This window comes from Empedobacter sp. UBA7248 (assembly GCF_002472945.1).
Classification (GTDB): Bacteria; Bacteroidota; Bacteroidia; order Flavobacteriales; family Weeksellaceae; genus Empedobacter; species Empedobacter falsenii_C.
Window position 1 is genome coordinate 1 of sequence record NZ_DKSU01000006.1, and the last position, 21,765, is coordinate 21,765.

Below are 21,765 nucleotides of genomic sequence, written 5' to 3' on the forward strand. Positions count from 1 at the left end.
ATGATGAGAAATATTTTTTGAAATGTTTGACGGTTTACGCTAAACGGTAGACGAAATAGAGAGATTTATGTGAAAAATTAATATTTACTTTCATTTTTTTCTTGATAAAAAAACATTTGAGATTAAGAGGAAAAATCATGAGATGATTTTGGGTATTAAAATCAAGACCTCAACAAAAAGGCTAAAATGAATCATTCTGCACGAAAAGATTTAAAAACCTATCGGCTAAATCTTTTTCTTCGCTTCGAATTCCTTCATTTATGAACGCCTTTTTATTGAAAGGTCATTTTTTCGATTTAGTTAAAAATAAGAAAATTTGTTTTGATTATTTGGGAGCTCAGCAAAACTAAATGTTTTATAGTTTTTACAGCAATGAAATGATTAGACGATGATGGTTTGCTCATTTAAGCAAAGCAACAGCGGATACTTTGTGGATATCTACTCGGGAAGAATTGTCACAAAGCGAGAATAGTTTATTCAATATATAATAGATGTAATGTTGAAACGAGTTTAATATGACATCATAATTAAGCTTTCATAGAAAACTCTTTAATAAAGTAAGCTTATTCTTTATAATCCTTATACCTCTTCAAGTAATGAGATGCTGAAACAAGTTCAGCAGGACAAACTGGGTATAATATGGTGTAATATATAGATTCTTTATTGCGCTGAAGCTACATTCAGAATAACAGATCCGAAAGAAATGAAAAAGGAGAACATTTAGTTCTCCTTTTTTATCTTATTAATGTGAACCGTTACCGTTTTTGTCTTTTTCTAAATCGGTATTCCAAATTTTGATTTTATCTGTTTTTTTCAAGCCAGATTTTACTTGAACGTTCACACCATCTGTAATTCCAAGAGTGATGTATTTCTTTTCGTACTTCGCATCTTGTCCTTTACCAGAAGTGAGAATCTCAACATATGGTTTTTGGTTTTCGTCGTAACGAACATGCGCTGATTTTACCAACAATACATTTTTCGCTTCTTGCGTCACAACCTCAGCGTTTGCAGAATATCCTGCACGAATAAAATTATCAGAATCTAATTGAACCGGCGCTTTAATTTCGAACTGCACTACTCCATTCGTTGCAACTCCTTGAGGCGAAATAAAATCAAGAATCGCTGTAAAAGTTTTGTTCGGAATTGCACCAATCGATACATTAATTTTCATTCCTTCCTTCAATTTACCTACCTCAGCTTCGTCAACTTTTCCTTGAAAAATCATTTTCTTAACATCAGCCATCGTAGCAATCGTCGTTCCTGTAGAGAAATTATTAATCTCTTGTACCATATTCCCAACCTCAACAGGAATATCTAAAATCATTCCCGAAGTAGTTGCCGTAATACGCGTTGTTGCATAAGCTTCTAAACCAGGAGCAATACCTGTTTGCGCAACTTTGTAATCGTTTTCGGCAGCTTTTAATTGTTGTTGAGCTGATTTATATGTTGCATTTGCATTATCATAATCTGCACGAGGCAAAACACCTTGATTGTATAAAGTAGATGTTCGATTGAAGTTACGACGTTCTTGATCAACCGTAATTTGTGCCGCTTGAATAGACTGACGAGCTGCATTTAATGATTGAACATTCGGAACAACTTTCAATTCACAAATCAACTGACCGCGCTCTACATATTGTCCTTCTGCAACATTTATCGATTTTATAACACCTGAAATATTTGGCTTAATTTCAATTGTTTCCAACGGTTTTACTTCACCAGTTGCAACAGCTTTCACCTCGATATTTCCCATAAAAGGTGTTGTCGTTTCATAAACTTCATTGTCTTGGCTATTCTTTTTACCGAAATACGCAATCACACCGATTACAGCACCGATAAAAACGACAATCATCAAAATCTTTAGAAATTTTTTCATTCTTTTATATCTGTTAAGTTTTAGTTATTCATCTCTCAATGCATCAATAGGTTTGATTTGAATTGCTCGTTGAGCAGGAATCAATCCCGCTAAAGTTGCCATAACCACCATCACCGCTAAAGCTGTAAAAAGTGTAAACAAATCGATTGACGCATTATATAAAGGTATGTTTTTATTTGATGGAATGATGACTTCGTTGAGAACCATTAGCAAGAGTGCTGCAAAAATAATTCCGCCTAAACCTGCAATTAATGTTAAAACTACTGATTCTAACAAAATTTGTCCTCGAATTTGAGCAGGAATCGCACCTAATGCTCTTCGAATTCCAAATTCTTTTGTACGTTCTGAAACCGTAATCAATAAAATACTTGCAATCGCAATAACGCCAGAAAATAATGTCATTCCTCCTACAACGATTGCTAAGAATTGCATTCCTTTTACGAATTTCATAATCTTCCCAAGCATTTCACCTAAATTAAAACCTCCAATTCCTTGGTCGTCATCAGGCGAAATATTTTTAATCTGTTTCAGATATGTTTTTAATTCTTTTTCGAAAGCAACAATATCATAATTATTAGGTAAACTCAAGCTTAAATATTGAATCGTTTCCCCTTGATTGTATATTTTTTGAAATGTTGTAAACGGAATAAACACTTGATCTTTGCTCTCTACAGGCGAAGAAGGTGTGTCGTAAACGCCGACAATTGTATAATAACTATCGCTAATTCTAATTTCTTTACCTAAAGGTTTTGGTTTATCTCCAAAAAATTGTTCCGCTACTTCAATTCCAATTACACAAACTTTCGATTCAGTTTTGATATCATCTTCATTGATAAAACGACCTTGAATAATATCTTTCCCAAACATTCGGTTTTGGTCTGGATAATCTCCATTAACCGTGTAAAAATTATATTTTGTTCCGTAAGTTAATATTGAATTTGGTTTAGAGTTTCGAGGTGCTAACAACGAAATTTGAGGAAAACGAGCCTGAATTTGACGAACATCGCTCATTTTCAATTCAATTGTGCGACCTTTCTGAAATCCTTGATACGGCATCGATGTTGTTCCTCCCCAAACAAATAATGAATTGGTTGCGGCATCTGCTAAATTTCGGTCAAAACCATTTTGCAAACCACGTGTTACGCCTAACAATAAGACAAATAAAAACATTCCCCATGCGACACCAATCATCGTCAAAATAGTGCGCAATTTATTTTTACGAATCGCCGCATAGACTTCGCTCCAAGCATCTGGATCAAAAACAAATTTTATAAAGTTCATTATTCGTCTCTTAAAGCATCAATAGGTTTAATACGTGCTGCATTCAAAGCTGGAATTAATCCAGAAACTGTTCCTGCAACAAATAAAATAATACAAGCCATGACCAACGAATTGGTTTCTACGCCTGGATTATAAATAAAATATTCTTCTAAACTATCACCAATATTTTCTACAACAAGTGCCGCTAAAGCAATTCCTATTGCTCCGAAAATAATTGTAATCATAATTGCTTCTTGTAAAATCAATCCCAAAACATTGGCTGGTGTTGCGCCTAAGGCTTTTCGAATACCAATTTCTTTGGTACGCTCTTTTACACTAAACACCATAATATTTCCGATACTTACGATTCCTGCAATCAAACTTCCTCCACCAATTACAAATACAATAATTGTCAAAATCAAGAAAAATTGATTGGTATCTTCCATTGCATCGGCTGCATTTCGCACCCAAATTCCACCATAATCAGAAGGCGCAACATTGTGTCGGCCTTTTATATTATATTCGATTGCATTTGCTAGTTTAGATATATCAGCCAAAGCCATTCCATCTTTTGGCGTTACAATAATTGATGAAACTTTATCCGTCGCATAAATCGTTCTAAATGTTGTAAAAGGCGCATACAAAGCACGCTCAGCATTATCGCCACCATCTTTACTTTCGAAAACACCAACGACTTGATACATACTTGAACCTAATTGCAAATACTTACCAATAGCAATTTGATTTGGAAAAAAATCTTGCGCAACCAATCGTCCAATAACAATTGATTTGGATTGATTTTCCATATCTTTTTTATTGATAAATCGACCAAGCGTTACATTTTCATTAATCATTGATTCATATTCTGGATAAACTCCAGTAATCGAATAACTTCCTGAATTAGCTTCATTTCTAATCGTATCACTTTTCGAAATTGTACTTACAATCGATTTTATTTCATCTGGAAAAGAATGTTTTATAAAATTGAAATCTTTTACGTCCAATTCTATTGCACGTCCTTGTTTGAAACCATTGTAAGGCTCAGTTGTCGTCCCGCCGTTAACAGTAATATTTAATGAATTTGCTTTAAAGAATTCTTGTTGAAACCCGTTCTGCAAACCATTTCCCAATCCATACAATGTAATAAACACAAAAAGCGCTAAAGCGATTGTCAAACCCGACAATGCCGTACGCAATTTATTACTTGCAATGGACGACCATATTTCGCTCCAACGGTCTGTATCAAACATATTTTATATTTACGATTTTTGATTTATGATTTATGATTGACGAAGTTTGAAATTCGAAAATCATTAAACTCTTACTTGTTCTACTTTTTCGTCACTTACAATTACACCATCTTTCAGACGAACAATACGTTTACACATATTCGCAATATCATCTTCATGCGTCACCATTACAATTGTTTTACCTTCGTCATTAATTTCTTGAATCAAATGCATTACTTCTTGCGACGTCTTCGTATCCAACGCTCCAGTAGGCTCATCGGCTAATAACAACTTAGGTTTTGCAGCCAACGCTCGCGCAATTGCAACACGCTGTTTTTGTCCTCCCGAAAGTTCATTTGGCATATGAGTAGCCCAAGGCTCCAACCCAACTCTTTCCAGATAACTAAGCGCAATTTTATTTCGATCCGAACGTTTTACTTTTTGATAATACAACGGCAACGCCACATTTTCTAAGACATTTTTAAAACCAATTAAATTATACGATTGAAAAATAAATCCTAAAAATTTGTTTCGATAATTAGCCGCTTTTGTTTCGTTTAATTTCTCTATTCTAACGCCGTCCAATTCATAAATGCCTGTATCATGCTCGTCCAACATTCCAATGATATTCAATAAAGTTGATTTCCCCGATCCCGAAGATCCCATAATCGCAACAAATTCACCTTCCGCAATCTCAAGGTTAATTCCTTTGAGTACGTGAAGTTTATTTTTTCCCATTATGTAGGATTTATTTAAATCTCGAATAGATATCATAGATTGTTGTAAATTTCAATAAAGATAACAGATAAGTCGAAATTATCAGAAAAATGTTACAAGCAAGTTTAAGATTTATCTAAGAATCTGTTGATGAAATATTTTTTAAAATTAATTTTCAATAATTTTTGAAAGTTTAGAAATTTATATATATTTGTGTAAATAATAGTTGCAATGAAATTAGAAGAATCAAAAGAAAAATTTGTTCAAACTTGGGGAACTTTCGCTGTTAATTGGGGAATAAACCGCACAATGGCACAAGTTCATGCATTATTATTAACATACAACGAACCAATTTCCACAGATCAAGTAATGGAAGAATTACAAATTTCGAGAGGAAATGCAAATATGAATTTACGCGCTTTGATGGATTGGGGAATTGTAAGAAAAGAATTGATAAAAGGAGAACGTAAAGAATATTTTGTTGCCGATAAAGATGTTTGGTATTTATTCAAACAAATTACAAAAGAACGCAGAAAGCGTGAAATAGAACCTGTAATTGATTTTTTAGAATCATTAAAAAACATTGATGATCAATCTGATGACGCAAAAGAATTTACAAAATTGTTACAAGATTTATCTTCTGTTTCGACAAAAATCAATAATATAATGGACCTTGCCATCAAATCTGATGAACATTGGTTGGTAGGAAAAATCACGAATTTGATGAAATAATCAATTCGTATTTTTTTGAATTACAAGTTTCAAAAATTATTGAAAATTCAATATGTATAATATTACTTCGTATATCATTTATCTAATTATTACTTTCTATATCACCATTTTTGTTGGTTGGAAAGTGTATAAAATTGGTTTTATATATCTGACAAATTTAATCGACAATCATTCTGTTTGTCAATCGATTAATAATCTTTTATTGATTTGTTATTACTTGGTCAATCTTGGATTTTCGGCAATAAGTTTACAAAATTGGGAACGAATTGACTCCATTACCATTATGTTTTCGTCCTTATCCTACAAAATTGGATTTATCTTATTAATTCTCGGAATATTACATTTTATTAATTTATCGATTATTTATATCGCAAGAAAAAGCAAAAAAATAAACACTTAAACACAACAAATTATGACAAATTACAATCTAATTGCATATTTGGTTTACTTACCAGTGGCAATATTAATGACAATCGCAGTTTCTAACGTTTTATTCAAAAATGGAAAAATATTTATGTACGATATTTTTCATCAAAAAGAAGATATTGCAAGCGCAACAAATTCATTGTTCAAAATTGGTTTCTATCTTTTGAATATTGGTTTCGCCATGCTAATTGTTTACATGACTTCTATCGCAACAACCGAAGATTTAATTGTAAGATTGAGCACAAAAATTGGTGGTTTTGCTATTTATTTAGGAATAATGTTAATGCTAAATCTATTCTTATTTATGAAAGGTAGACGTCGATCTTTGCAACAACAATATTTAAGAAGCCTAGAATCTTAACAAAAAAACCTCTCAAAAGTTAACTTTTGAGAGGTTTTTTTGTTAAACTGGATCTACATCTACATCAATTCGTACAGAACGAAAAGCCGCAATTGTATGCAGTTGATCTATTTTTGATTGAATTAAATCTTTTACTTTTTGAGGCGATTGATTTGGTCGAATTTTAATCATCACATCTGTAATATACAAATTATTGATTCGTCCAATCGAAGGCGCTTCAGGACCAAGTAAACATTTTGCATCAAAACTTGGTTTAAGCAAAACAACCAATTGAGCCGCTGTTTTATCCAAACGTTCTTTATTTTTATGCTTGAAACGCAACTTGATTAACCGAGAATAAGGCGGATACAAAAATTCTTTGCGCTCATACAAAATATCCTTCATCGTTGGCGCATAACTGTAAGTTGTAACATTTTGCAAAATCTGATGTTCAGGTTGAAAAGATTGAATCAATACTTTTCCTTGCTCTTGTCTACGACCTGCACGACCAGAAACTTGCGTTAACAATTGAAATGCTTTTTCGTGCGCTCTAAAATCTGGAAAATTCAACAAAGAATCCGCTCGAATAACACCAACAAAATTAACATTTCCAAAATCAAAACCTTTTGTAATCATTTGCGTTCCAATTAAAATATCAATTTCTTTGTTCTCAAAATCTTCAATTAATTTTTCGTAAGCAAATTTCCCGCGCATCGAATCTACATCCATTCTTCGAACTTTTGCATCAGGAAAAATCGTTTGAACTTGCTGTTCTATCTGCTCCGTTCCCAAACCTTTTGTATTCAATTCGTGCGAACCACAACTTGGACAACGCAAGGGTTTCGCTTGCGCATAACCACAATAATGACATTTTAGTTGATTCGAGAATTTATGATATGTTAAACTGACATCACAATTTGGACATTCGGGCGTATGACCACACGTATTACATTCCATAATCGGTGCATATCCACGCCGATTCTGAAACAAAATGACTTGTTTTTTTTGATGCAATTGATTGAAAATTTCATCACGAAGTGTATGTGAAATATCTTCTGTAATTTCTTTTTCCTTTTGCGCTTTTTTGAGGTCAACCAAATTAATTTCGGGCAATTTTATGTTTCCAAAACGTTCCGTTAATTCGACATAACCATATTTTTTATTTTTTGCATTATAATAACTTTCAGCCGAAGGCGTCGCCGAACCTAACAAAACCTTTGCGTTCATCATTCCTCCAAGCAACATCGCCATATCGCGTGCATGAAAAAATGGTTTTATATCCATCTGCTTGTAAGACGATTCGTGCTCTTCGTCGACGATAATCATTCCCAAATTATCAAAAGGCAAATACAACGCTGTTCGTGGACCAATGATAATATCGAAATCACCATTCAAGGTTTTTTGCCACAATTCGACACGTTCATTTTGATTGAATTTCGAATGATAAACTCCTACTCTTTCTCCAAAATGTTTTTTAATGCGATGAACAATTTGCGTTGTGACCGAAATTTCTGGCAATAAATACAACACTTTATTTCCTTTCGCAATTACTTGCTCCATCAATTTTAGATAAATTTCTGTCTTTCCACTTGATGTTACACCATGCAACAAAACAGTCGATTTATCTTTAAAATCTTCTTTAATTTGATTTAGAGCAGCAGTTTGTTTCAATGTCAATTCTGAAATCTCAGTTACATCTTTCTCCTGTTCTTCTACACGAGAAGTTTGATGTTGATAAATTTCGACCGCTCCTTTTTCTGTTAACGATTTAAGTACTGCATTTGTCGCTCCTTGTTTTACAAAATCTGCCACTTTTAGCGGTTTTTCTTGTAATTGCGTCTCTAATGTAATCAATTGCAACAAAGTTTCGCGCTGTTTTGGCGCTTTATTTAATTGATTTAAAATCTCAATAAAAGCAGTTTCATTTCCTTTTAAATCAGGATGTAATCTGACATAATTATCAATTTTTGGCGTATATTTTTCATTGAGTTTTTCATCTAATCGAATAATTCCTTTATCAATTAATAATTTAAGTGTTGGAATTGCTGATTTTTCATCCACAATTAAAGCTGCTTCTTCAACCGAAATGATTTCTCTTAATTTCAGTGCTTCAAAAACTAAAAATTCATAATCATTTAGTTCTTCAATTGTTTCGTAATTTGGATTAATTAATCGAACAAAAGTTTGAGATTCTAATTTTAACGCAGAAGGAAAAGCATTTCGAAAAACATCGCCAAGTGAACACATATAATAATTTGCCATCCACTCCCAAAAACTAATTTGTGTTTGCGTGACCAAAGGTACGTCATCCAAAAAAGCATGAATTGCCTTTGTTTTGTATAATTCTGGTGCATTTTGATGAATAGAATGTACAATTCCTGTATATAATTTTTGCGTTCCGAAAGGCACGGAAACACGCTGACCAACTTTAATTTGCTGTAAATCAATTTCAGAAAGATGATACGTAAACGTTCCATTTAATGAAAGTGGTAAAATAATTTCGGCAAAATAATTCGTTGTCATTCTGTAATTTTAAAACAGCAAGTTAGGAAGATTTTTAGAAGAAATGAAAAGCTAATTTTGAAAATATTTTTGCATTTATTTAGCTATAATTGGGGATTTTATATTCTTAATTAAAATCTTTAATTTAATTAAAAATAAAATCATGAACTCTTCTACTATATATAGTGTCGAAAATAAATCGAAAACAAGAATGAATGAAACTATAACACAGTTAATCATTATAACATTGATTATTTCCCTAATACTCATTGTTTTTTCTACTTTCAGTCTTAAAATTTCAGGAATCATTGTTTTGTTTGTATGTTTATTATTTTGTGTTGCTATTTGTTTAATTGGAATCCCTTTTTATTTTTTACGTAAAAAATATGCAACTTCTATGATGGTAAATGAACTTGGGATTTTTACTTACAATAATAAAAATGAACCTGTTGAAACAATTTTGTACAAAAATATTCTAATAATACAATTATATGATGCGAGCGGAAGAGATAATCCAAATCCAAATCTTCGTATAAAAGTGAATAATAATGGAACTGCAATATGGAAAACTTTTCCAAAACTATACTACGTTGGATTAACAAATAAAAATGAGTTACACTTGCATTTCTTATTACAAGCGAAATCATTTCAAAAGAAAATAGAAATTGATCCAACTGCAATTATCTATTATCAATCATTAATTAAAAAATAAAATTTCACAAATTATTAATATTTCATTTTCAGACAGTTTGAAGAATTAATACTAATTTTAAGAGAATTCAAAAACTATCATTATGTTACATGCCATTTTAGATCAGATTTCGGAATCGGAAAAACCAATTATAAAAATCATTTTCAGAAATGATGATACGCGTGTTGTTGCTTTTGGACTGAAAAAAGGTTTGAAATTAATCGATCATCAATTACCTGTAAATGCAAAAATTTTGATGTTGAAAGGTGAAATAGAAATTGACTCAAAAATTGAGATTGTCAATCTAAAAGAATTTGACGAATATATTCTTCCGCCAAAAGTTATTCATCAAGTGACTTCTTTACAAGATTCGATGATGTTGGTTATTCTAAATTTTAATGAAAAAAGTTTTTAAAATAGTTAAGCTCTATTTATTTACTCTATAAAAAACTTTATATTTATGATTATTAATTTATCAAAATATGAAACTACTTTTCACATTAACTACTCTCTTTACTTTAGCCCTATCTTCTTGTAGTACAAATATCAAACACGATCGATTATTTACAGGAACAATTGTGAGAGATTGTACAGGAACTTACATTCGTGTTGATAATAAAGAGGATTATTTGGTTTGTAATAATGAAATGCTTTCGGACAAAAAAGAAGGTGAAACAGTAAGTGTTATTTATGATTTTGAAAAAACATGCAAAGAGTTAGAAAATAAAGCAACTTGTATGATGTATCACGAACATAAAGGCAAGATTAAAATCAAGAAAAATAATAATTAATTAAAAAATCCACTCAAATTGAGTGGATTTTTGCTTGATATAAAAATACGATTATTTCGATTTTTTACGACGCTCTAATTCTTTTTCAATCAGCATCAATTCGCGACCAGTTTGTCCTGCAACAGATGTATTTTCTTGTGCACGACGAACCAAGTAAGGCATTACTTCTTTGATTGGTCCATATGGTAAATATTTTGCAATATTGTATCCTAAATGCGCCAAGTTGAATGAAATATTATCACTCATTCCGAATAATTGTCCAAACCAGAAATTTGGATTATTTTTCTCAATTCCGTTTTCGTTCATCAATTTGATTAACAATTCGCAACTTTCTTCGTTGTGCGAACCTGCGAATAAACCAAAACGTTCGTGATGAGAAGCAATAAATTCTAACGCTAAGTTATAATCTCTATCCGAAGCTTCTTTGTTTGGTTGAATTGGAGATGGATAACCTTCGGCTTGCGCACGTGCACGTTCTTTCTCCATATATGCTCCACGCACAATTTTGAATCCTAAGAAATATCCTTCGCGTTCTGCTTTTGCATGCATTTCTTTCAAATAAGCCAAACGATCATGACGATACATTTGCAACGTATTCCAAACTAAAGCACGCTTTGTGTTATATTTCACCATCATTTCGTCAGTCAAATCATCTGCAGAACCTTGCATCCAAGTTTCTTCTGCATCTACCATGATATTAACATCTAACTCATATCCTTTTTGACATACAGCCTCGAAACGTTGACGAATATTTGCCCAAGATTTTTCTTCTTCTGCAGTTAACGTTTGTTTCTTTCCTACTTTTTCAAATAATTCGATTCGACCAAATGCAGTTGGTTTAAAAACTACAAATGGAATTGATTGATTAGATTTTGCTAAATCAACCAAGTGTAACATAACGTCACGAACTTCGTCAAATTGTTTTTCTTCTGTTAATCCTTCGATAGAATAATCTAAAATAGAACTTACGTGATATTTAAATAATTCATTTGCGACAACCACACCTTGTTCTGCCGTTTCTCCTCCTACAAATTGTTTGTAGATTGTTTCACGAATTACAGGTTTTACGAATGGGATATCTACCGCAAATGGTAAATTAAAAAACTTAGTTCCAAAACTTGTCAATGCGGGGCTTCCGATTAACTTGTATAAGTAATACGCTTTCTTTAAATCTTTATCTGATTTCGATTCGAAAGCAAACTGTGTATTGTCGAATAAAGACATGTGAGTTAACTATTTTTTGTGTTAATATAACGTTACAAATTTATAATTAAAACCTGATTAAACTAAAAAAACCTACAAGAAATTCTTGTAGGTTTTTGATATATTTTAAAGATTGCAAATAGTTGCCTATTCTTATCCTTTTTTAGCGTATTTGCTTCTGAATTTGTCGATACGTCCTGCAGTATCAACCAATTTAGATTTACCTGTGTAAAATGGGTGAGATGTAGAAGAAATCTCCATTTTGATTAATGGGTACTCTACTCCGTCAACAACTAATGTATCTTTAGTATCAGCACAAGATTTTGTGATGAATACATCTTCGTTAGACATATCTTTGAATGCTACCAAACGGTAATTTGTTGGGTGGATATCTTTTTTCATTTTTTTAATCTTCTTTGTTAACTTTATTGGAGTGCAAAGATAATATTATTTACAGAATGTTACAATCAATTTTATTGAAAAAACATTTAAAACAATACGTTAAGCAAATTTAATTTCGAGTGTAATGGGCTTCTTAAAATTAAACCTGCACTTCTTGTACACATTTTTCGTGGTGCAAATATAAACATTTTAGTAATTCGTACAAATATTTTTGGTGAATCTATTCATAAAAATCTAATTTTTATCTTTGTCCATCTACAATAAAACCTATTATTTGCTGTTTAAACTTATATAATGAATCATAACTTTATGAACGTAAAAACATTAATCGCCGGACTTGGTATTGCTTCTTTGATTGGTTTTCAATCTTGTCGCGATGATTTTGACTATGATCCTATTAGTTCTGAATTGCGTTTTAGCAAAGATACCGTTTCCGTAGATACCGTATATAATTTTTCTAAATCTGAAACTTATCTTCTTAAAATTTATAATCCTGAGAATGATGATCGCGTGATTCCAAAAATATATTTGACACGTGGAAATAATTCGTTTTTCAATATAAATGTAGACGGAAAAGCAGGAACAAGTTTCGAAAATGTACCGATTCGCAAAAAGGATAGTTTATTTATTTTTGTTGAAGTAAATGCACAAGAAGCGCCTCTTAATCCACTTTACGATGACGAAATTAATTTCGAAACAACTAATTCTTCTAAAAAAATCAAGTTACTTTCTTGGATAGAAAAAGCTAAAATTCATGCAAAAGATGCTACAATTTCTTCTGCAAATTGGAATGTGAACGAAGCGCAAGTAATTGATGGAAATTTAACGGTTACAAGTGATTTAACAATTGATAAAGGAGCTAAAGTTTATTTCAAAAAAGGAGCAAGTTTAACGATTGGAAACAATGCAAAACTTACAGTGAATGGAGCTTTGAATGAAGAAGTAAAATTTCGTTCGGCGCGTCATGACAACAAATACGATTCGATTCCTGATCAATGGAACAAAATCGAATTAGCTCCAAATAGTACATCGAAAATCAATTATACAAAAATTATTGGTGCGGATACTGGTTTACACGTAAATAACGCGAAATTAGATATTAGTAACGCCAAAATTGTCAATAATCAATCGTATGGAATTTTAGCTACAAACGCTACAATTACAGGTTACAATTTGGTGATGAATAATAGTAATTTGGCGACTTTAGCAATAGAATATGGAGGTTCGTACGAATTTTATCATTCTACTTTTGCCAATTATTACCATTTTGCAACAGGTGCTGGTCCAGCTTATTCACTTTTTTTGAGTAACGAAAACAATGATAAAAATGTTTCGGCTTTAACAAAAGCAACCTTCGGGAATTGTATTTTTTATAATGATAATACGCCGAATGCTATTTTATTGGATAAAAAAGATGGTGCGGCTTTCAATTATTTATTTGATACCAATATTATTCATAATGTAGATACATCAACGTTAAATGTAACAACTGCGCCAAATTTCTTGGCAAATATTACATTAGATCCAATGTTTGAGAATACAGAATATTTTGCAAATAAATTAGCGGTGAAAAACGAATCGCCTGCAAAAGGAAAAGGAAAAATATCGTTTGCACAACAATATCCATTAGATTATAATGGACAACCACGAGGCACAACTCCTACAATTGGAGCATTTCAATAAAAAATAAATAAGGTTGNNCAACCTTATTTATTTTTTATTTATTATTTAACTGAACAGATACTTTTCCTTTAAACTCATCTCCTTTAAAATTGATTCTATAACTTTTATAAGATTCTAAATGAATAGATTCTTTTTTATTCATTTTCCCTTTAGAAGCACTACCTATTTGAGTTAATTCTTTTCCTGTATAATCTACAATCGAGAAATCCATTAAACCATTTTTTTGTTTCACTTCATAATCTAATTCAAGTTCTATATCTTGATTTGTTTTCAAGAAATAATAAACTTCTCCTTGCATTTGTGTAAAGTCCAAAACGATTTGATTATTATTTCGTCTAATCACTTTTGTTGCTGAATATGTTGTTCCTTCTGTTTTATAAATTCCATCAATGCTCAAATATCTTGACGCATTTGTTGACACATTCGAAACAGTTGAAATTGTCACACAAGATTGTACCAACATCACTGCAAAACACAATAAAATAAATTTTCTCATAACATCATATCTTTACTATTAAGATGCATGTTTTATAAAAAAGTTACAACAAAGGTTCAAATTCTATTCGTTTTTTCTCGTACCAAAACACCCACAACACCTAAAATAACCACCTCATCATTTTCGTGTATTTGTACACAATCTTTGTAATTTGGATTTATTGCTATTAATTTATTGTTTATTTTATCAAAACGTTTCAACGTATAATCTTCATTATTAACGGAAACAATAATATCATCGTGATGCAACGGAATAAGATCTGTCCGAATCACCAAAATATCATTTTTTTGATAAATAGGATACATCGAATCTCCACCAACGACAATCAAAAAAGTAGATTCGGGATGCGTTAAATAACGTTCGTCCAAACTTATTTTATCATCTACAAAATCTTCTGCAGGCGAAGGAAATCCAGCATTTACATGACCAAAATTCGGAATATATTTTTTCTCACCATCTGTATTTATCACAAAAAGATTGAGTTCTTTGTCTAACATTTTTATCTCTCCATTCATTTTTCTATCATTTAATACACCACCAACAAATCTTTCCACTTCGTTGTATAACAAGGTGATAAATTATTTTGACGCATTTTCCACGTTTTATTCAAATCTTGCGAAGCTAATTTTATTTTTGCTGCACCAAATTTTTTGTTCAACAAATCGATGACTTTCATCAAATCTGGATGATGTTGATTTTCTTCCTCGAAAAGCGATAATTGTTTTTGATCTGACGAAACAATTCCAGACACCACTACTCCAGCCTTTTTGTACTCATAACCATCTTTATAAATTTGCTCAAACGCTTTAATTGCAAATTTGGACAACGTAATACTTGAATTCGATTCATAAGGTAAATGGACCGAAATTGTACGGTAATATTGCGGTTTATTTCTATCAAAATTATTGGTCTGAATAAAAACTGTAACCAAATTGCAAGACGAATTCTGTTTCCGAAGTTTCTCAGCACACGAAACCGAAAAAGTAGCAACACGCTCTTTTACATATTCAAAATCGTTGGTATATTCTTCAAAACTACGCGTCGTTGCAATACTTTTCTTTGCCGAAATCGCTTCTAAATCTAACACCGCTTCACCTAACAAATCTTTTTTCAAACGCAAACCTACTATCGAAAATTCTTTCCGAAGAAAATCATCTTTTAATTGTACAAAATCCAACGCTTTATTGACACCAATCATTCTCAAACGTCGTGACATTCGTCTACCAATTCCCCAAACATCTTCGATATTTAGCCATTTTAACGCTTTATGGATTTGTTCTTGAGTCTGAATAACATAAACTCCTTGATGAACTTCTGGAAATTTTTTCGCAATATGATTCGCTAATTTCGCCAAGGATTTAGTCGGTGCAATTCCAACACAAACTGGCAATTTTGTAAACTGATAAATTTTAGATTTGATTTCTAATCCGTAATTTTTCAAATCAAAACGATCAAATCCATTCAATTTTAAGAAACATTCGTCTATCGAATAAATTTCTTGATCAGGCGAATACAACGATAAAATCGACATTACACGATTACTCATATCCGCATATAATTGATAATTTGACGAAAAAACTTTGATTTTTTTCTGTTCAAAAATACGTTGAAATTGATGCGCAGGCGCACCCATTGGAATTCCAGCTAACTTCGCTTCGGCAGAACGCGAAATTACACAACCATCATTATTAGACAACACTACAATTGGCTGATGAAGAAGCTTCGGTTGAAAAACACGATGGCAACTGGCGTAAAAATTATTACAATCTATCAATGCGAACATAGTACAAAGTTGAGAAGTTAAAACGCCACATTGTGTCATCGAAAATGTTAATTTATTCCAAAATAAAAAACCACTCAAATGAGTGGTTTGTATCCTTATTTAATTTTATATTTTTTATGCAAATCTTTTATTACAACAGCTGGTTCATAAACCGTTTGAAATTTTATTGGTTTACTGTTTTTGAAATATTGTACTTTCAGCCACGTATCATTATTATCTAACTTTGTATAGCTGTTACTTTTTTCCAAGACTTTATCATTCACCGTACTTAAAATTGCAAAATAATCAAAATTATTACGCTGACCAATTTCTGCTGCTCTCAACAAAGCATAGTCAAACGTTTTGTCTTTTTTATTATATTCGTTTCCATCAAAACTAACAATATACGTATCATTGTTCACCTTTTCTTCGGTATAACCGCCTGTACCATTATCTTTTTGGTATGCAACAGCCTTGCTGTTATGACAACTTGCTAAAGCAAAAATGAAAGCTCCAGCACATAAAATTTGAGTTAATTTTTTCATATCATTATAATTGGTTATTGTGCATTAACAAAAGTTGTTCCTTTTAAGATATGTTTTTGATATTTCTAAATATTTTCTTAACAAATTATTTTTGAAGAAAATACTTTTTTATAAACATTTCTGATTAACAGTATGTTTTTCACATATTTAAAATCAATTTCGGTCCAACATATTTAACATTCTATTAACTCATTGATTCTAATAAAAATCATTTAAGTTTTAATGCTTTATCTGATAAACTCACCTATTTTTGTAAATCAATTATAAGTAATGAGTAAATTAGAAAAATATCTATTTTCTACCAGAACCATGACGGTCTTGCTATTCATCTACGCAATCGCCATGGGTTATGCCACTTTCATTGAAAATGACTACGATACGGCTACTGCAAAAGCTGTTATTTACGAGGCAAAGTGGTTTGAGGTATTAATGATTTGGTTGATCGTTTTGTTCTTAATGAATATCAAACGATACCGATTATGGTCAAAGGAAAAATTGCCTTTATTGGTTTTCCACTTAGCATTTTTGTTTATTTTTATTGGAGGAGGAATTACTCGTTACATCAGTTTCGAGGGTGAAATGCCTATTCCAGAAGGAGGAACAAGTAACGAAATTACATCGTACAAATCTTATTTCAAAATGATGGTTGATGATGGTACACAACGTTTAGCGTACGACAATCATCAATACAACATGACGTATTTTGACAGAAAAGATAGTACAAGTTCTCTGTTCCGTAGACACTTTGAAGGTGAATATCAGTTCAAAGATAAAGTCATTAAATTAAAAACTTTTGATTACGTACCTCACGCTTTAGATACAGTTGTAAGAAAAAAAGAAGGAATTAATGTTTTAGAAATCGTGACAGTTGGACAAACTGGACGTAATTCTGTTTTCATCAGAAATGGTGAAATCAAAAGTGTTAATGGAACTTTAGTTTCGTACAATAGACCACAAGATGGTGCGGTACAAATTACTGGAGAAGGAGAAAATTTGGTTATCAAATCGCCTTTCGAAGGAGAATATGTGCAAATGGCTGGGCAACAAGTTGGACAAATTACAGACATGCAGAAATTGCAAGAAGGTGCTGGAAAAGTTGAATTTAATGTTCCTGCTCCATTAAAATTACGTTCGTTATATACAATCAACGGAGCGCAATTTGTAGTTCCAAATCCGGCTTTCAAAGGTGAAGTTTTATATCGACAAGGTTCTAAATTTAAAGCAGAAGAAAAAAATCTTCCTGGTGCAATTAGAGCTGAAGTTATTGTTGGTGATAAACGCGATACAGTAACAATTGTTGGAGGAAAAGGTGTCACAAATTATTCTGCTGATGTACAAATTGACGGAATGAATATTTCGTTAGGTTACGGTTCTAAGTTAGTGAAAGTTCCATTTAGCATTCGTTTAGATGATTTTATTTTAGATCGTTACCCTGGTTCTACAAACCCTTCTTCTTTCGAATCTAACATTACAGTTATCGACGAAGGAAAAGAAACAAAACATCACATTTATATGAACAATGTAATGGATTATAAAGGTTACCGTTTCTTCCAATCGAGTTATTTCCCAACAGAAGACGGAACTATTTTACAAGTTAACCAAGACTGGTGGGGAACTAACATTACCTATTTAGGATACTTCCTATTATTTGGAGGAATGTTTGTTTCATTATTCTGGAAAGGAACTCGTTTTACACAATTAAACTCTTTATTAAAAAGTTTACATACCAAAAAAGTAAATATTTTACTTCCATTATTTTTACTTTCTGGATTAGCATTTGCTCAAAATCCAAGTACTACTGATGGAGGAAAAAATGGACATCAAAAAATTCAGACTGATTCGGAAAAAGGAAATGTTCATTCATCAGAACATATTGGTAGTTTTTCTACAAAAATGGCTGATGGAGATGAATTAGCGAAGAACGTAAAAATTCCGGACGAGCACGCTGATAAATTTGGTCATTTACTTACACAAGATATCGAAGGACGTATAAAACCTATTAATACGCAAGCTTTAGAAATTCTTAGAAAAGTTTATAAAAAAGATAAATTCCACGGATTATCTGCCAATAAATGGTTTATTTCTTTGCAATTAGATCCTGCTTATTGGGTAAATGCTCCAATGATTGAAGTTGGTGATAAAGGAGGTGATCGTTTAAAGAAAATTACAAGCGCAAACGAAGATGGTTACACATCTTTAATGAATTTGATTGATCCAAAAACGACTCGTTTCAAATTAGACAAAGCCTATAACGAAGCATTCTCAAGAAAACCTTCAGAGCGTTCTAAATTTGATGAGGAAGTAATTAAAGTTACAGAACGTTTCAATATTTTAGATCAAACTGCAAAAGGTTATCAATTAAAAATAATTCCTGTTCAGAATGATCCTTCAGAGCGTTGGACTTCTTGGATTTATCAAACACAAGAAAATCCTGTAGAAATCGATACAATGGCACTTGGAATGATTAGTGTTTATTTTAACATGGTTTCGAAAGGATTAGAAAATGGTAATTGGACGCCTGCAGATAATGCAGTAGATTATATCGATAAATACCAACAAAAATGGGGTAAAAATGTTGTGCCTTCTCCAACAAAAGTTGAGATTGAGGTGTTATACAATAAATACAACGTTTTCTTTTGGGTGATGATTGCTTATTGTATGGTTGGTGGAGTCTTAATGATTTTATCATTCATTCAGTTATTTTCAGAAAGCAAAGCACTGCATCGAATTATCAATGTTTGTTTGGGATTAATATTTATTGTCTTTATCATACAAGCCGCAGGACTTGGTGTTCGTTGGTATTTAACGGGACACGCACCTTGGTCTAACGGTTACGAAGCCATTGTATTTATTTCATGGATTAGTGTTTTAGCTGGATTGTTATTATACAAAAACCGAAACGCATTTATTCCAACAACAGGAGCTATGGTTGCTGTAATTATGATGGGATTTGCGCACGGAGGTTCTATGTTAGATCCACAAATTACACCATTAGTACCAGTTCTAAAATCGTATTGGTTAATTGTACACGTTGCGATTATCGTTTCATCTTATGGTTTCTTTGGATTAAGTGCTATTTTAGGAGTTTTCTCATTAATTATCATGATGATTAAACCAAATAAAAAGATTGAAATTTCGCTAAAAGAAATGACCTACGTTTCTGAAATGTCATTAACAATCGGTATTTTCTTACTTACTGTTGGTACATTCTTAGGAGGTATGTGGGCAAACGAATCTTGGGGACGTTACTGGTCTTGGGATCCAAAAGAAACTTGGGCTTTCGTTTCAGTAATTGTTTATGCAGTTGTTTTACACATGCGTTTAGTTCCAGGATTAAGAGGAAAATTAACTTTCAACATCGCTGCAATGTGGGCTGTTTGGACAGTAATTATGACGTATTTTGGCGTTAACTATTACTTATCTGGATTACACTCATACGCAGCCGGAGATCCAATTCCAATTCCATTTTGGGTTCCTGCAACAGCAGTCGCAATGTTAGTTTTATCTATTGCAGCTTGGTATTTCCAAAACAAAGTTTACCATGTAAAATCAAAAGATTAATTTCTTTGAATATTATAAATGTTAAAAGCTCATCGAAAGGTGAGCTTTTTTATTTTAACCTACTTTAACTTACAAATCGTAACATTTTTTTTAAATTTGTTTAAAATAGTACGCAATGAAATATTTATTCATCGGATTTTTAGGGCTATTTATAGCTTGTAATGCGCAAGAAACTAAGAAAGTTTCTAAAAAGCAAACCATTCATCAAACAACAAAAACACCTCAAAAAGTGAACAAAATTTACGATTATACATTCAAGGATATCAATGATGACGATTTTAATTTCGCTGATTTGAAAGGAAAGAAAATCTTAATTCTTAACACAGCTTCAAAATGTGGTTACACACCTCAATATGATGCTTTAGAAAAATTGTATCAAGAATATAAAGATCAAGGTTTGGTAATTGTTGGATTTCCTTCGGACAATTTTGGAGGTCAAGAATTTGACAACAACGAAGAAATTGCAAGTTTTTGTAAATTAAATTATGGCGTAACTTTTCCTTTGATGTCAAAAAGTGATGTAATTGGAAAAAATCAAAATGAAATTTTCAAATTCTTAACAAAAAAATCATTGAACGGAAAATCTGACAATGATGTAAAATGGAATTTTACAAAATTTTTGATTAATGAAGACGGAACTTTAGAGGCTTCTTACCCATCAAAAGTAACTCCAGATTCAAAAGAAATAATAGATTGGTTAAATAAATAGTAAATGAAGTTAGATATTCTTGCAATTGGAGCGCATCCTGATGACGTAGAATTGGGATGTGGAGGAACACTTGCAAAAGAAATTAAAAACGGTAAAACGGTTGGTATTCTTGATTTAACAAAAGGAGAATTGGGAACTCGTGGTACCGATGAAACGCGCCGTGTAGAAGCAAATGATGCCAAAAACATTTTAGGCGTTGCTGTGAGAGAAAATCTTGGAATTCCTGATGGTTTTTTCTTGAATGATAAAGAAAATCAATTGAAAATTGTCGAAATTATTCGCAAATATCAACCTGATATTATTTTGAGTAATGCGCCTCACGATCGCCATCCAGATCATGGAAAAGGTTCAGATTTAGTGAATACTGCTATTTTCCTATCGGGTTTACCAAAAATTGATAATGGATTACCTGCTTGGCGTCCAAAAAAGCACTTCCACTACATTCAATGGTTGCCATTAGAACCTCATTTTGTGATTGATATTTCTGGTTTTGTTGATACAAAAGTGGAAGCTTGTATGGCGTATAAAACGCAATTTTTTGATCCAAATTCGAGCGAACCTCAAACGCCAATTTCATCGAAAAACTTTACTGATTCTATCCGATATCGTGCGTATGATTTAGGAAGATTAATCGGAACTGAAGGTGGAGAAGGATTTATTTCGCGAAGTTACATTGGCGTAAATAATTTAGATTCTTTAATTTAGAAATAAAGGTGTAAAAAACCTTTATTTTTTTGTCAAAATTATTTGCAAGTACCGATTAATAGGCTATATTTGCAGTCCAATTGAGAGATTAAATAAAAGTTAATTTCGCAATAAAAATGGTGATTGTAGCTCAGT

At 31.9% G+C, this 21,765-nt stretch carries 20 protein-coding genes; 9 read left to right on the forward strand and 11 right to left on the reverse strand.

The annotated features are described in order from the left end of the window. Positions 1–742: 742 nt before the first annotated feature. The 4 genes from B4A23_RS04695 to B4A23_RS04710 all read right to left on the reverse strand — a co-directional run bounded on the left by B4A23_RS04695 (position 743) and on the right by B4A23_RS04710 (position 5,139). Positions 743–1,876, reverse strand: a complete 1,134-nt coding sequence (locus B4A23_RS04695; RefSeq protein ID WP_286501852.1) for an efflux RND transporter periplasmic adaptor subunit — start codon at positions 1,874–1,876, stop codon at positions 743–745. Between the two features lie 24 nt (positions 1,877–1,900). Beyond that, entirely contained in the window at positions 1,901–3,157 is a 1,257-nt protein-coding gene (locus tag B4A23_RS04700; protein WP_180906246.1) for an ABC transporter permease, read from the reverse strand. After that, positions 3,157–4,386: an ABC transporter permease gene (locus tag B4A23_RS04705; RefSeq protein ID WP_291117493.1), complete on the reverse strand. Its 1,230-nt coding sequence runs from the start codon at positions 4,384–4,386 to the stop codon at positions 3,157–3,159. Before B4A23_RS04705 ends, B4A23_RS04700 begins: the two co-directional genes overlap by 1 nt. A 63-nt stretch (positions 4,387–4,449) precedes the next feature. Next, on the reverse strand, positions 4,450–5,139 hold the full coding sequence (locus B4A23_RS04710) for an ABC transporter ATP-binding protein (RefSeq protein WP_135836687.1): 690 nt from the start codon (positions 5,137–5,139) through the stop codon (positions 4,450–4,452). Positions 5,140–5,313: 174 nt separating this feature from the next. On the opposite strand from B4A23_RS04710, the gene B4A23_RS04715 reads away from it, so the two are divergent. Both B4A23_RS04715 and B4A23_RS04720 read left to right on the forward strand, forming a co-directional pair. Further along, positions 5,314–5,814 (forward strand): GbsR/MarR family transcriptional regulator, encoded by a 501-nt coding sequence (locus tag B4A23_RS04715; RefSeq protein WP_291117496.1) that lies wholly within the window; start codon positions 5,314–5,316, stop codon positions 5,812–5,814. Between the two features lie 412 nt (positions 5,815–6,226). After that, positions 6,227–6,601, forward strand: a complete 375-nt coding sequence (locus B4A23_RS04720) for a membrane protein (RefSeq protein ID WP_038335690.1) — start codon at positions 6,227–6,229, stop codon at positions 6,599–6,601. A gap of 42 nt (positions 6,602–6,643) precedes the next feature. Here the strand turns inward: B4A23_RS04720 and priA are convergent, their stop codons facing one another. Then, positions 6,644–9,103 carry a replication restart helicase PriA gene (priA, locus tag B4A23_RS04725; RefSeq protein ID WP_291117498.1) on the reverse strand — a complete coding sequence of 820 codons (2,460 nt, stop codon included), beginning with the start codon at positions 9,101–9,103 and terminating at the stop codon, positions 6,644–6,646. Positions 9,104–9,245: 142 nt separating this feature from the next. Here priA and B4A23_RS04730 point away from each other — a divergent pair, with 142 nt between their 5' ends. The 3 genes from B4A23_RS04730 to B4A23_RS04740 all read left to right on the forward strand — a co-directional run bounded on the left by B4A23_RS04730 (position 9,246) and on the right by B4A23_RS04740 (position 10,564). Next, positions 9,246–9,794: a hypothetical protein gene (locus tag B4A23_RS04730; RefSeq protein WP_291117501.1), complete on the forward strand. Its 549-nt coding sequence runs from the start codon at positions 9,246–9,248 to the stop codon at positions 9,792–9,794. Positions 9,795–9,876: 82 nt separating this feature from the next. Then, the gene (locus B4A23_RS04735) at positions 9,877–10,188 is read left to right on the forward strand and encodes a hypothetical protein (RefSeq protein ID WP_180906243.1); all 312 of its coding nucleotides are present in this window, start codon (positions 9,877–9,879) and stop codon (positions 10,186–10,188) included. A 67-nt stretch (positions 10,189–10,255) separates the two neighbouring features. Next, complete coding sequence (locus tag B4A23_RS04740; RefSeq protein ID WP_291117504.1) at positions 10,256–10,564, forward strand: hypothetical protein; 309 nt, start codon at positions 10,256–10,258, stop codon at positions 10,562–10,564. 51 nt (positions 10,565–10,615) lie between these two features. Here B4A23_RS04740 and B4A23_RS04745 read toward each other — a convergent pair whose 3' ends face one another. Further along, entirely contained in the window at positions 10,616–11,788 is a 1,173-nt protein-coding gene (locus B4A23_RS04745) for a proline dehydrogenase family protein (protein WP_291117507.1), read from the reverse strand. A 132-nt stretch (positions 11,789–11,920) separates the two neighbouring features. Further along, positions 11,921–12,169: a type B 50S ribosomal protein L31 gene (locus tag B4A23_RS04750; RefSeq protein WP_180906240.1), complete on the reverse strand. Its 249-nt coding sequence runs from the start codon at positions 12,167–12,169 to the stop codon at positions 11,921–11,923. Between the two features lie 294 nt (positions 12,170–12,463). On the opposite strand from B4A23_RS04750, the gene B4A23_RS04755 reads away from it, so the two are divergent. Beyond that, positions 12,464–13,852: a hypothetical protein gene (locus tag B4A23_RS04755; protein ID WP_291117510.1), complete on the forward strand. Its 1,389-nt coding sequence runs from the start codon at positions 12,464–12,466 to the stop codon at positions 13,850–13,852. A gap of 34 nt (positions 13,853–13,886) precedes the next feature. On the opposite strand, the gene B4A23_RS04760 is transcribed toward B4A23_RS04755, so the two are convergent. The 4 genes from B4A23_RS04760 to B4A23_RS04775 form a co-directional block, all read right to left on the reverse strand. Beyond that, positions 13,887–14,348, reverse strand: a complete 462-nt coding sequence (locus B4A23_RS04760) for a hypothetical protein (RefSeq protein ID WP_180906239.1) — start codon at positions 14,346–14,348, stop codon at positions 13,887–13,889. 56 nt (positions 14,349–14,404) lie between these two features. Then, positions 14,405–14,902 (reverse strand): LexA family protein, encoded by a 498-nt coding sequence (locus B4A23_RS04765; protein ID WP_291117513.1) that lies wholly within the window; start codon positions 14,900–14,902, stop codon positions 14,405–14,407. After that, positions 14,875–16,131 (reverse strand): Y-family DNA polymerase, encoded by a 1,257-nt coding sequence (locus tag B4A23_RS04770; RefSeq protein WP_291117883.1) that lies wholly within the window; start codon positions 16,129–16,131, stop codon positions 14,875–14,877. The genes B4A23_RS04765 and B4A23_RS04770 overlap by 28 nt, the downstream gene beginning before the upstream one ends. A gap of 95 nt (positions 16,132–16,226) precedes the next feature. Continuing rightward, positions 16,227–16,655, reverse strand: a complete 429-nt coding sequence (locus B4A23_RS04775) for a CC0125/CC1285 family lipoprotein (protein WP_180906237.1) — start codon at positions 16,653–16,655, stop codon at positions 16,227–16,229. Positions 16,656–16,925: 270 nt separating this feature from the next. Between B4A23_RS04775 and ccsA the strand changes: the two genes are divergently transcribed. The 3 genes from ccsA (at position 16,926) to bshB1 (ending at position 21,630) form a co-directional block, all read left to right on the forward strand. Next, entirely contained in the window at positions 16,926–20,216 is a 3,291-nt protein-coding gene (gene ccsA, locus B4A23_RS04780) for a cytochrome c biogenesis protein (protein ID WP_291117516.1), read from the forward strand. A 115-nt stretch (positions 20,217–20,331) separates the two neighbouring features. Beyond that, positions 20,332–20,925, forward strand: coding sequence for a glutathione peroxidase (locus B4A23_RS04785; protein WP_181816287.1), 594 nt, complete (start codon positions 20,332–20,334; stop codon positions 20,923–20,925). 3 nt (positions 20,926–20,928) lie between these two features. After that, positions 20,929–21,630 carry a bacillithiol biosynthesis deacetylase BshB1 gene (bshB1, locus tag B4A23_RS04790; RefSeq protein ID WP_125349099.1) on the forward strand — a complete coding sequence of 234 codons (702 nt, stop codon included), beginning with the start codon at positions 20,929–20,931 and terminating at the stop codon, positions 21,628–21,630. Positions 21,631–21,765 lie beyond the last annotated feature (135 nt).